Source organism: Mesorhizobium sp. WSM4989, assembly GCF_029625795.1.
Taxonomy (GTDB): Bacteria; Pseudomonadota; Alphaproteobacteria; order Rhizobiales; family Rhizobiaceae; genus Mesorhizobium.
In genome coordinates this window covers 2,051,891-2,063,981 of the sequence record NZ_JARTVN010000002.1, presented here as the reverse complement: position 1 = coordinate 2,063,981, position 12,091 = coordinate 2,051,891, and the positions used below count along the sequence as shown (strand labels likewise).

Annotated in this window: 13 protein-coding genes and 1 tRNA gene; 2 read left to right on the top strand and 12 right to left on the bottom strand. The window is 61.7% G+C overall.

Annotated features, from left to right (window positions below):
• Positions 1–83: 83 nt before the first annotated feature.
• From P9217_RS22775 to P9217_RS22740, 8 genes are all read right to left on the bottom strand, one after another.
• On the bottom strand, positions 84–692 hold the full coding sequence (locus P9217_RS22775) for a chloramphenicol phosphotransferase (RefSeq protein WP_278087585.1): 609 nt from the start codon (positions 690–692) through the stop codon (positions 84–86).
• Positions 693–758: 66 nt separating this feature from the next.
• Positions 759–1,580, bottom strand: coding sequence for an MBL fold metallo-hydrolase (locus tag P9217_RS22770; RefSeq protein WP_278087584.1), 822 nt, complete (start codon positions 1,578–1,580; stop codon positions 759–761).
• A 1-nt stretch (position 1,581) separates the two neighbouring features.
• Entirely contained in the window at positions 1,582–2,376 is a 795-nt protein-coding gene (locus P9217_RS22765; RefSeq protein WP_278087583.1) for a TatD family hydrolase, read from the bottom strand.
• Positions 2,376–3,923 carry a methionine--tRNA ligase gene (gene metG / locus P9217_RS22760; RefSeq protein ID WP_278087582.1) on the bottom strand — a complete coding sequence of 516 codons (1,548 nt, stop codon included), beginning with the start codon at positions 3,921–3,923 and terminating at the stop codon, positions 2,376–2,378. Before metG ends, P9217_RS22765 begins: the two co-directional genes overlap by 1 nt.
• Positions 3,924–4,057: 134 nt before the next feature.
• Complete coding sequence (locus P9217_RS22755) at positions 4,058–5,113, bottom strand: DNA polymerase III subunit delta' (protein ID WP_278087581.1); 1,056 nt, start codon at positions 5,111–5,113, stop codon at positions 4,058–4,060.
• Complete coding sequence (tmk, locus tag P9217_RS22750) at positions 5,110–5,784, bottom strand: dTMP kinase (RefSeq protein ID WP_278087580.1); 675 nt, start codon at positions 5,782–5,784, stop codon at positions 5,110–5,112. Before tmk ends, P9217_RS22755 begins: the two co-directional genes overlap by 4 nt.
• 71 nt (positions 5,785–5,855) lie before the next feature.
• A complete protein-coding gene (locus P9217_RS22745; protein WP_278088312.1) occupies positions 5,856–7,034 on the bottom strand; it encodes a D-alanyl-D-alanine carboxypeptidase family protein in 1,179 nt (392 codons plus the stop codon).
• An 83-nt stretch (positions 7,035–7,117) separates the two neighbouring features.
• Positions 7,118–8,386, bottom strand: a complete 1,269-nt coding sequence (locus P9217_RS22740; RefSeq protein ID WP_127241294.1) for a septal ring lytic transglycosylase RlpA family protein — start codon at positions 8,384–8,386, stop codon at positions 7,118–7,120.
• Between the two features lie 795 nt (positions 8,387–9,181).
• Here P9217_RS22740 and P9217_RS22735 point away from each other — a divergent pair.
• Positions 9,182–9,271 (top strand) — tRNA-Ser (locus P9217_RS22735).
• Positions 9,272–10,150: 879 nt separating this feature from the next.
• Here P9217_RS22735 and P9217_RS22730 read toward each other — a convergent pair.
• Complete coding sequence (locus tag P9217_RS22730) at positions 10,151–10,405, bottom strand: hypothetical protein (protein ID WP_278087579.1); 255 nt, start codon at positions 10,403–10,405, stop codon at positions 10,151–10,153.
• Entirely contained in the window at positions 10,402–10,815 is a 414-nt protein-coding gene (locus P9217_RS22725; protein WP_278087578.1) for a hypothetical protein, read from the bottom strand. The genes P9217_RS22730 and P9217_RS22725 overlap by 4 nt, the downstream gene beginning before the upstream one ends.
• Positions 10,816–10,941: 126 nt before the next feature.
• Here P9217_RS22725 and P9217_RS22720 point away from each other — a divergent pair, with 126 nt between their 5' ends.
• Positions 10,942–11,187 carry a helix-turn-helix transcriptional regulator gene (locus tag P9217_RS22720; RefSeq protein ID WP_278087577.1) on the top strand — a complete coding sequence of 82 codons (246 nt, stop codon included), beginning with the start codon at positions 10,942–10,944 and terminating at the stop codon, positions 11,185–11,187.
• Here P9217_RS22720 and P9217_RS22715 read toward each other — a convergent pair.
• Positions 11,184–11,735, bottom strand: a complete 552-nt coding sequence (locus tag P9217_RS22715) for a hypothetical protein (RefSeq protein ID WP_278088311.1) — start codon at positions 11,733–11,735, stop codon at positions 11,184–11,186. The genes P9217_RS22720 and P9217_RS22715 overlap by 4 nt on opposite strands.
• Positions 11,736–11,794: 59 nt before the next feature.
• The gene (locus tag P9217_RS22710; RefSeq protein ID WP_278087575.1) at positions 11,795–12,046 is read right to left on the bottom strand and encodes a hypothetical protein; all 252 of its coding nucleotides are present in this window, start codon (positions 12,044–12,046) and stop codon (positions 11,795–11,797) included.
• Positions 12,047–12,091: the final 45 nt, after the last annotated feature.

The window sequence follows — 12,091 nt, the reverse complement described above, 5'->3', positions numbered from 1 at the left end:
TTTATCGCCTCTACGTGATCCATATCAGGAAGTCGCATAAGATAGATTATGGAACTTACGTATGTAGCACGAAGCTGGTTTTGCTACGCCTCTGAAGCGCGCACGGAAAGCCCAGGAGAACCGTCAACGCGGTCCTTGATGTGTTCGTGAATCCTTGTAGCCGCCTCCGCCGCGCTGATCGCTGTTACGTCGATCGTCAGGCTGTTCGGGTGCTTCGGGTCAAGGACAGCGACTGTCCGGCTGCGGCGGCGCGCCGCTTCCGGATCGATAGACTTGAGACGGTCACGTCGAGTTGGCGACATCACGCGACGAACCAGTTCGGCCTCTTCGCAAAGCAAGCGCACAGGCACGAAGTGAGCGCCTCGTCGATCCGACGCATCTTTCATCTGCTGGTAGGACGCGAGGCTCCTCGCGTCTCCTTGGATGCCGGAGTTCGTGAAGATGAAGTTGGCGGCGGGAGGACAAAGTGTTGCCACGGTGTCCAACACAGCCTGACGGACCTTGGCGGTCTGCTCCCAGACGGCATCAGGCAATGTGCGGCGACCGTCATCGGCAAGCAGTGCCAAAATAGGATTGTTGATCCAGTGATTGTCGATGACCTGGCCGGAAAGTGCCGTTACGAGTTCCCGTGCGATCGTCAGCTTGCCGACGCCAGGGAAACCGAGCAGCAGAACAAACACATTCTGAACCATCGATCAGTTTCCGAAGCACCAAAGAGAATCGGATTGACGACTAAGCGCCAAAGTGAACAGGCGTCTTTATCGCTCTGATTCACAAGGAATTTCGATCGTCATGCCGTCATAGGCCGGCACCACGTGGTCCGGCGTCTCGGCCATCACGGCGGCATAGTCCAGCGGCACATGCATATGCGTCAGCACCGCGTTTTTCGGCGAGAGCTTCTCGATCCAGCCCAGTGCCTCGGCAAGCGACAGATGGCTCGGATGGCTGTTGTACTGCAGCGCGTCGATAACCAGCACGTCAAGGTCTTCAAGGCGTCCCGCGGTGGCAGCTGGAAAGTCGCTGATATCGGGGCAATAGGCGATCCCGCCAATGCGGAAACCGAGCGAAATGATGTCGCCATGGACCTGCGGCAGCGGCTCAAGGGTGAGGGGACCCCCCTCGCCTTCGATCACCACCGGCCTGGCATGGTCTATGAGATGCGGCCTTACGATCGGTGGATAGGAACTGCCCGGGGGCGTCTCGAAGCAGTAGCCGAACGCCTGGCGCAGCCGCAGCATGGTCGGCTGGTCGGCATGGATATCGATACGACGGCGTTGCTCGAGCACGAAGCCGCGCAGATCATCGATGCCGTGAATGTGGTCGGCATGCGGATGGGTATAAACCACCGCGTTGATGTGCTTGACCGAAGCAAGCAGCATCTGGGCACGGAAATCCGGTCCGGTGTCGATGACGACGGTGGTGCGGACGCCATTGCCTGCGATCCGCTCGACAAGAGCAGCCGTGCGCATGCGGCGGTTCTTCGGATTGGCCGGATCGCAATTGCCCCAGTCGCCGGTGATGCGCGGCGTACCGGGCGACGAGCCGCAGCCGAGAATGGTGAGGCGCAGCTGGTCGCTCATGTCAGGCCGCCGTCACGTCCGGTCGCGGCATCTTGGCAAACAGCCGGAAGACATTCTCGGTGGTGATGTCGGCGATCTCCGCCTCGCTGACGCCGATCGTCTCGGCCAGCACCTTCGCCGTATTCGCGACATAGGCGGGCTCATTGCGTTTTCCCCGATGCGGGATTGGCGCAAGATAAGGCGCGTCGGTCTCGACCAGCAGCCGTTCGCGCGGCACATCTGCGGCAATCGCGCGCAACTCGGTCGAGTTCTTGAAGGTCAGGATGCCTGAGAAGGAGACATAGCCGCCCAGCGCCACGCCGACTTCCGCCAGCCGACGCCCGGACGAAAAACAATGCAGGATGAAGGGGAAAGCGCCCTTCCCTGTCTCCTCCTCGAGAATCGCCGCCATGTCGCCGTCGGCGTCGCGCGAATGGATGACCAGCGGCAGGCCGGTCCGGCGCGCGGCGGCGATGTGAGTGCGGAAGCCTTGCGCCTGTGCCTCGCGCGGCGCACGGTCGTAGAAATAGTCCAGGCCGGCTTCGCCGATCGCCACCACCTTGGGATGGTCGGAAAGCCGTACCAGCTCCTCTGCGGTCACATCGAGCTCTTCCGCCGCATTGTGCGGATGAGTACCAACTGAGCAATAGACCTCTCTAAAAGCTTCAGCGATTTCAAGGAGTTGCTGAAAACGCTTCACGCGCGTTGAGATCGTCACCATGCGGCCGATCCCGGCTGCGAGAGCGCGGGCGACGATAGCCGCCCGCTCCTCGGCGAAATCCGGAAAATCGAGATGGCAGTGACTGTCGACAAGCATCAGGCTTTGGTGTCCTGCTCGACGTAGCGGGGAAACACGCCCTCAGGCACCGGCAGCGCCGTGCCGGGCACCAGCGCATGGTCTGCGTGGACATGCGCGAAATTGCGCTTGTCCGCCGGCACCGCCAGCAGGTCGAGCAGCCTCGCTGCCGATCCGGGAATGAATGGCTGGCAAAGCACCGTCACGCGCCGGACAAGCTCGGCCGTCGTCCACAGCACCGTCTCCATGCGCTCCGGATCGGTCTTGCGCAGCGCCCAGGGCTCCTGCGACGCGAAGTAGCGGTCGGCGTCGGCCACCACGCCGAAGATCGCCGCCAGCGCCAGATGGATGCCCTGCTCCGCCATGGCTCTGCGTGCCACCGCAAGCGCCTCCACCGCCTGGTCGAGGATCGCCGCGTCGGCTTCGGTGAGCTCGCCGCGCTTCGGCACCGCCCCGCCGCAGTTCTTGGCAATCATCGACAGCGAGCGCTGCGCCAGATTGCCGAGACCGTTGGCGAGATCGGCATTGGTGCGGTTGACGATCGCTTCGTGACTGTAGCTGCCGTCCTGCCCGAACGGCACCTCGCGCAGGAAGAAATAGCGTACCTGGTCGAGGCCGTAATGCTCGATCATTGCGAACGGATCGACGACATTGCCGACCGATTTGGACATCTTCTCGCCGCGGTTGAACAGGAAGCCGTGGGCGAAGACGCGCTTCGGCAATTCTATGCCGGCCGACATCAGGAAGGCCGGCCAGTAGACCGCGTGGAAGCGCACGATGTCCTTGCCGATGATATGCGTCGCCGGCCAGTAGTGCCATTGCTCGGATTTGGTGTCGGGATAGCCAGCGGCCGTGATGTAGTTGGTCAATGCGTCGACCCAGACATACATCACATGCTTGTCGTTGCCCGGTACAGGCACGCCCCATTTGAACGTGGTGCGCGAGATCGACAGGTCCTTCAAGCCGGACTTGACGAAGCTGATCACTTCGTTACGGCGCTCCGCTGGACCGATGAAGTCTGGCCGGCTCTCATAAAGTGCCAGCAATTTGTCCTGATAGGCGGAAAGCCGGAAGAAGTAGCTTTCCTCCTCGTTCCATTCAACCGGCGAGCCAAGCGGCTCGCGGCGCACGCCGTCGTCGCCGAGCGTGGTTTCGCTCTCGTCGAAATAGGCTTCCTGGCGGACCGAATACCAGCCGCTGTAGCGATCAAGATAGATGTCGCCATTGGCGGCCATCGCCTTCCAGATCGCTTGGCAGGATTCGTAGTGACGTTGTTCGGTCGTGCGGATGAATTCGTCGTTTGAGCCCCCGACTGTCTCGGTCATCGAGCGGAAGATTGCCGAATTGCGGTCGGCGAGCGTTATCGGCGCGATGCCTTCCTTCTCGGCTGTCTGCTGCATCTTGAGGCCATGCTCGTCGGTGCCCGTGAGGAAGAACACTTCCTTGCCGTCGAGACGCTGGAAGCGGGCCAGCGCGTCGCTGGCGATGACCGTATAGGCGTGGCCGATATGTGGCTTGCCATTCGGATAGAAAATCGGCGTGGTCAGGTAGGATTTTTCGCGTGACATGAATGAACCGTCATGAAGGTCTGAATGTGAGTTGTGGCGGTGGATAAACTATCGGCATGGCGATTGCCATCCCGATGCATGCCGCCCAAAAGTGGTGCCCGGTTTTGGGGCAGCGGCATGCACTAAGAAAACCGTCACATTCGCATCACAGAATTCAGGCGGTCGATCATGGTCAGGGCGTGCTGCTTCTTGTCGAGATTGTAGGTCTCTGCCTCAGATATCGTGTTCAAGGCCTCGTGCCAAGCGTCGGACAGCGTTTTGGCCCTGGCGAGGTCGCCGGCTAAGGCCGCTTCGCTGGCGGCGGCCGACAGCAGATCGAGCGCGCGGCGGTTGAAGATATCGAATTGGATCGCCTGGTCGCGGCCGGCAACGGCTTCGGCAAGCCGATGGGCAGCGGCAATGTCCGGCTTTTGCGCCGCCACCAGCGCGTCGAGCGCGCCGGCGATTTCCAGCCCGCCATAGTGGGTAAGCAGGATCGCGTTGCGCGCGCTGCCCCCTGCCCGCTCGGCCAAAGCCGCGCGCGCCGACGGGTCGACCGGCGGCGGCGGCTCGATGCCTTCCAGCACAGCCATCAATTCGTCCGGCGCAAGCGGCGTCAGCCGCACCATCTGACACCGCGACCGGATCGTCGGCAAGAGGCTGCCCGGCGCATGGACGATGAGGATGAACAGGGTGCGCGCCGGAGGCTCTTCAAGATTCTTGAGCAAGGCATTGGCGGCATTGGTGTTCATGTCGTCGGCCGGATCGACGATGACGACGCGGTAGCTGCCGTCATGCGAGGTCATCGACAGGAAGCGGCTGACCTTGCGTATCTCGTCGACGGTTAGCACCGTCTTGAAGCTTTTGGTCTTGTCGTTGGCCGGACGGGTGAGATGCAGCACCGAAGGATGCGCGCCGGTAGCGATCTGGCGAAACAGCGACGAGGCCGGGTCTGGAACGGCCAGCGCTTCGGGCGCAGCCGCAAAATTGGGATGTCTGAAAAGGTGGTGCGCCAGGTGGAAGGCGAGCGTGGCCTTGCCGATGCCGTGCGGCCCGGCGAGGATCAGCGCATGCGGCAGCTTGCCGGCGCGGTAAGCGGTGGCAAGCATGCCCGCCGTCTGCGCGTGGCCGATCAGCCGCGAAGTTTCCGATGGCTCGGGAACGCCGTCCAACGTGTCGTGCTGTTCGGGGGCGATGCGTTCGAAGATCATGCAGGCGCCGTCTGCTTCCTTTGCACCGGCATCCGCTTTTCCAGCACCGCGAACACGGCCGCGGTGACGACGTTTTCCACCGTTTCGGGATCGGCCGACGCATCGATCACTATGCAGCGATCCGGCTCCGCCTCGGCGATCGCCAGGAAAGCCTCCCGCCGGCGCTGGTGGATGGCCAAAGTCTCCTTCTCGAAGCGATCGGCGCTGTCGCCGGCGCCACGCCGTGCCGCCGCGCGCTTCAGACCTTCGGCCGGATCGATGTCGAAGATCAGCGTCATGTCGGGGACCATGCCGTTGATGGCGACCGCCTCCAGCGCTTCCATGAAATCCGGATCGAGCCCGCCGGTAACCCCCTGATAGACGCGCGAGGAATCGATGAAACGGTCGCAAAGCACGATCGTGCCGCGTTCGACCGCCGGCCGGATCACCTGCTCGACATGATCGGAGCGTGCGGCGGCGAAGAGGATCGCCTCCATCTTCGGGCCGAAAGGCTCGGCGGCGCCGGACAGAAGCACATGTCTCACCGCCTCGGCGCCCGGCGAGCCGCCTGGCTCGCGTGTCACCAGAACCTCGTATTTCTTGGCGCGCATGCGCCGTGCCAGCCGCTTGATCTGCGTCGACTTGCCGGCTCCTTCGCCGCCTTCGAAGGTGATGAAAAATCCGCTCGCCAATCGTGAATGCCTTCGCCCGTGCTGCCGCTGTCATAGCTCCCGTCCGGCAAAAGGTCCACGAGCCTGCCCGATCACAAATGTTTCTGACGCAGCCAGCCGACAGCCAGTTCCTTGGCGGCGTCAAGCGCACGCTGCGGCAGCGTCCCGACCTTCACCGCCTCGGCGGCGAAAAGTGGCGTTCGCTGGCTGAGCGTGTCGCCTATCCAAACGCGCAGCTCCCCGACCGGTTGCCCCTCCTCGACCGGCGCTGCCACCGGGCCGTCATAGACAATCCTGGCGGTCAGCTTGTCGCGGTTGGTTATCGGCAGAAAGATGTCCACCGGGCCCTTGGCTTTCAAGGCCACGCCGGATTTGGCGCCGCCGAACACTTCGGCTTCGCCGACGACCTCGTCCTTGGCGAAGATCTCCGTCTTCTGGAAGGAGCGCGACCCCCAGTCTAGCAGCTTGCGCGCCTCCTCGGAGCGTTCCCGGTCGCTTGGCAGGCCGCTCAGCGCCGCGATCACACGAATGCCGTTGTGGCTGACCGTGCCGACAATGCCGAAGCCGGCGGACTCGCTCGCCCCGGCCACGAAGCCGTCGGCATCGATCCCCATGGCCAAAAGCGGATTGCGGTTCCGCTGGGAGATCTTGTTCCAGGTGAAGTCGGGCTGGCCGTAATAGTGGAAGAACTCGGGATAGTCGCGCCAGATGTGCAGCGCCAGCATCGTGAGCTCCCGCACTGTCGTCTGCTGGCCATCTGCCGGCAGCCCGGTCGAATTGACGAAGGTCGATTTCGAGAGACCAAGCTCGCGGGCACGCTCGGTCATCTGCGCGGCGAAATTCGCCTCCGAGCCCGCGATGCCTTCGGCAAGCACGATGCAGCCGTCATTGGCGGCCTGCACGGTCACGCCCTGGATCAGATCCTCGACACGGACCGCCGATTTGAGCTTGGCGAACATCGTCGAGGTGCCCGACGGCGCGCCGCCGGTGCGCCAGGCGTTTTCGCTGACCACGAACGTATCGTCGAGCGTGATCCGCTTCGATTTGATGGCGTTGAAGACCACCTCCATCGTCATAAGCTTGGCCATCGAAGCCGGCGGGATCGGCTTGTCGGCATCCTTGGCGAAAAGCACCGTGCCGGTATCGGCGTCGATCATGAAGGCCTGGGCCGCCTTGGTCTCGAAAAGCTGCGCGCCGGCCGGGGCTGCCCAAAGCAGTATCAGCGCCAGGCCTAGTAATCCGGCGAAAGGCTGAAAGATGCGGAACTGCATGAAAAATCGACCCACTTAGCCGTGCTGGCGTCGACAAGCTATCAGGGTTCTTTCCGCTGGATCAACGGCGGGCGCGAAATTGATCAGTTTCGCACAACCAATGCGTCCGGCGCGCCGTGCGACCAGGCCGCCTGCAGCAGGTCGTCGATGCTGCTATGGCCATCCGGATAGACGTTGACCGCGTACCAGTCGTTGCCGTCGAGCTCGGTGCGCTGGATTTCAGTCCTGCCGAACGGCTCGAGCGCCGCCGCCACTCGGTTTGCCTGCGCCGCATTGTCAAAAGAGCCGGCGGCCACATAATCGGAGGCCGGCGCCTGTTCCTGGCCGTTCGACTTCTTCCACGACTGGAGGATGTCGGCCGGCGACATGCCGCTGCCGTCGAGGGCGGCAAAGACGTCGGCGTGATTGACGCGCTCATCCGCGTAGGACAGCGACGCCATGGCAAAAGGCGAGTTCGGCGGCAGCCTGAACTGCGGCCGCTCGGGCACGATCGGCCCGAAATCCGGCAGCACTACATCGCTGGCGCCCTGCGCTTGCCCCGACGTCGCCGGTTGCGCGGTCGGCTGCTCCGACAGACCGGGCTGCGTGCCAAAAGCCTGCCCAGAACTGGTCAACTGGCCGGGGAACGGCACGGCCGCTGGAGGTGCATCGCTCATCGACAAGCTGGGCGACGGGCCGTTCATGGCCACCATCACGCCCGTCGGCAGGCCGTCGGACGGATCGGGCCGCCTGTTGCCGGGACGGTAGGAAGCCATCAGATACTGGTCGTCATTGCCGTCGAGCGGCGCCCGACCGACATATTCGACCTTCACCCTTGCCGTGCCGACCTTGCCATAGTCGAGCATTTGCGCGGCACGTTCCGAGACGTCGATGATGCGGCCCTCATGATATGGGCCGCGGTCGTTGACGCGGACGATAATCGAACTGCCGGTCTCGAGATTGGTGACGCGTGCATAGCTCGGCAGCGGCATTGTCGGGTGCGCCGCCGTCAGTTGCATCGTGTCATAGACTTCGCCATTGGCGGTCAGCCGGCCGTGGAAGGCATCGCCATACCAGGAAGCCAGGCCAACCTTGGCGTACTTCTTATCTTCCCTGGGATAGTACCACTTGCCGCGCACCTGGTACGGCTTGCCGAGCTGGTCGCGGCCGCCGCCGCGCCGCATGAAGGCAACGCGCGGGCTCGCCTTCACGCCATATTCGGACTCGGCGAAATATTCCTTGGAGCGCGGCCGCTTGTCGACCATGCCTTTCGGTTGCGGCGTCGACGTACAGCCGGCAAGCAGCACCGCCGAGAGGGCGCACAGCACGAAGGCAGGAGCGCGACGAAGACGCGGGCGCGCCGAGGTCTGCATGTTTTCGATTGTCCCCTACAGTCTCGCCGCCATCAATCGGAGCCAAGCGCCCCGAACGCAGCAACACCTTGATCCCCAATCTCTTTGTGCACAGGAAATGTTTATTACGATGTTAATCGATTATGGCCGGAACCGGGCGAGATTATGGCGGGGAAAAAACTGCCACCGAGGGTGAGCCTTGCGTGGGATGAGCGCCGGATGGAGGGGCAGCTTTTTGGAGGGGGACTTCCATTTCCAACCGGCGCTCACAGCGCTGGACTTGCCCGCGCCAACCAGGAGTTTAGCATGGGCGTCCGCAAGGCCTGTCTAGATCGAACGGATGAACTCGGCTCATCCATATGAGCAGTGGTTTCACGGATCAGTTGGGAGACGCTTTCGCGCCTAGCCGGAGGCGTTGCCGTCGGGCTGGACAAGAAGACGCCCACCACGTTCTCCGTAGCGGGCGCTAGTTCGGGAGGAAGTGAGAGACGCTTGCGGTCTGGGTCGTCCCCTTGCCCGCTAAGGACGGTACGCCTCGTTTGGCTGGATAATAAGCGCGCCAGGGTTGAGCCGCCGCATATTCTGGTTGCGTGACATTTTCGCCACAGACATAAAAGTGCCCGGCCAACCGGGCAGCCGGGCAATGCATCGTCTGTCCCGACCGCAGGAAGGCACGTCGCGGTGGTTGACGCAGCCCTGACCGCCGCACTACAGCAATGAAGCGCTAACCGGTCGCAAATGCCTCGGCGTCAATTTTGCGCCGACCATTGAAAATTGACCGATAGCGACGATCGTAAGTGGTTGAAAGACCATGCTGGAGGGATGGCCGAGCGGTTTAAGGCACCGGTCTTGAAAACCGGCGTGGGCGCAAGCTCACCGTGGGTTCGAATCCCACTCCCTCCGCCACAAGCCTAGGAACATCAAGCGGTTAGGTGGCAATCCGAGGTCTTGCCATAACCGTTGACGCACCCAAAAAAGGCCCGAAGGTCGCTCCCGAAACAAATTCCGGTCGAGACCGTTTCGTTGAAAGACTGTCCAACGGGTCCCAGGCCGCATGCCCATCTATCACTTCCACGTCGACAACGGCACCTTCATTCCCGATCCTGCCGGCACTGACCTGCCCCAACTTAGACGCCGCTCAGGTCGAGGCAGTGCGTGCCGCTGGCGAAATGATAAACGATACCAAGCAGTCCTTTTGGACCCACAAGACGCCCTGGATCATGCATGTGACGGATGACAGAAACCGCCTCTTGTTCTCACTTCAGTTTGCGGCGAAGGTCCCTTCGGGCGATGCCTTGTATATCCCAAGAACCGAAGACAGTTCCGCCGGCCAAAAGGAAAGCCCCGCCACCTAAAGGCAGCGGCCAAGCATATTCAAGCTGCGTGACTTTTCTGCCACCAGACAGGAATGAGCGCCGGCCCGCTGGCAAATTGCCGCCGTCGCCCTAGCTATCCGTGGATGACTTACGATAAACGGCGCGCCGCGAAGCACGAGGCCACCACTGAATCCGCTCGGGCGATAATCGATAGCGAAGCGGCCCAGAGGAATGCAAAAACTGACAGACTTCGCGCGGCCAGGATGGCGCAGCAGCCACCCGTCAAAGAAAAGGCCCGGAAGCGCAAGCCGCCGGGCCAAGAGAGCCCCTAAGAAAGCTCAGGTGTGACGTATTTCAACTGTATCCTCGAATCCGGTTGAGCGCCACAAACGTGGGGTTGCCGCACCCATTAGAACAGCCCGGCCAACCGAAGTAGCCGGGCCATCAACTGTCCGAAGGGCAATTGATCTCAGCTCAGGGCCGAGTGTGTCTGGCCCATAAGCCGACGAGCCATTTCCTGAAATCCGGTGGCGTTCGCCATCGCGACCATGGTGTCGGCTGTCACGATGAACTTGGCCACGCAGACGCGCTCCTGGCTGCCATCGTAGCCGCGCTGATGGGCATAGTAGGACACGCGGAACAGATTGGCTGAGATCTCCTCGACGCGTCCCACGCCCTGCACGAAGGTGTCGAGGATGACGATCGGTTCAATGAGTTCGCTCATGCCGCACCGCCGTTCAATGCCGCCGCCGCTTTTTTCCAATAGGCGTCAATTTGGCGGGCCCGATAGGCTCCCGCAGAGGCGGCAAAGGCCACCATCTGGAGAAACCCGACCTCGATCCCCGTGAATTCTCGCGGCATGTCAGAAACGATAAAGCCCAGGATCCCATGTCCCTCGCGATCGGCTTCCTCAAAGGCGAGATATAGAAGGGCTAAGCTCCCTCCTGTTTTGCAGTCGGCAACATAATTACCGCTAGGCTGCACTCTCCAGAAATGACGACGCAAGTTGCCTGATTCATCTTTCTTTCGCCGACCGATGAACGGAAGCTCTTCGATCTTCGGAGCGGCGCGGCGGTTGAGGTTGGCTGCAGGCAAAGCTCCGCCGTCCGCCGGAGCGGTGATATTCTCAGACATTTGGTTGCCCCCCTTGGGCTTGCGGCTTGATTGCCGCAAAGGCAAGCGTGGCAAAACCATTCATAACTTGTCAATGCATTTTACGTAGTTCTAGGCAAATAGCTTGGGATAGGGTAAAAGAGGGGTATGATCGAAATGACACCAACACAGTGTCGAGCGGCGCGCGCGCTCGTGTCGTGGACGCAACAGCAGCTTGCCGACGCGGCGAGGGTCGGTCTGGCAACGCTCCAGAATTTCGAGACAGGGGTATCGACGCCCCGGAATGCCACCTTAGAAGTGCTAGAACGCGCTCTGCGCGATGCGGGCGTGGTTTTCCTTGAGGAAGGGGAAATGATCGATGGCGGGGCCGGTGTGAGGCTCAAGAAGCCCTAAGAACCACTCCCGGTGCCGGCCTGCTTCGTTGTCGCTGTTCCAGCGTCGAGAGGCGGCCGGTGAATATGCTTCGGCCATGGAATAGCAACGCTAGGCTTGGGCGTTCCCAACTGGAACTCCAACCAGATCAGGCATTTTCGAGTGTATTCGAAATAGAGTTCCTGCTTTTCCAGAACGTCGAGCGAGAGCGTCGACCATCGGATCGAATCCTTGTCGCGCCAATTGATGTTGTCGGTCCGCGTGAAGGACAGCTTCCCGTCGACGCGCATCCACTGAGCATGTGCATATTGATTGCGGATCTTGCGGCAAAGATTTATCGCGCCGACCGCCTCGCCGAATTTGGTGCCGAAGCCCCTCGCTTCCAGGATGTGCTTGGCCAGGCTGTTCGCTATCTCAATCCGCGCCTGTTCGCTGGAAACCTTGTTGAGCGCTTCCAGCACTGCAAACTTATCGCCCACCGCTAGGCCACAAACATGGCCCAAGCAGATGTCAAGCTCGCCGTAGCCGGCAACGAGCAGGCCAACAAGCGCTGCTTCCTTCGGAAACATGTGAAGCGCGGGATTGAACATTCCCGAGGGGATAGCAGATTCGATGCGCTGCTAGGGGATCACGGTGACGACAGTTTCTTCGGGCTGGTATCAGGCGAATAGGTCAGCGTGACACGCTTGCCTCCGCAGACCGCGCATTTCATCTTCGGCCGCAGATCCCATTCCATTGCTGGAGCATCAGCGCCGAAGCGGTCGCGGAGCGCCGGCAGATCGAGCTTTTGATGCCGATGGCAATCGAGGCAGCCGCCCTTTACGGACATGCCCGCGTCGATCAGCGTTTGAAGTGTCCAGCCGGCGGGTTCGCGATTCAAGTCGTGCTTCGGCCTTTTGGCTGGATTTCATTTTATTAGCAGATG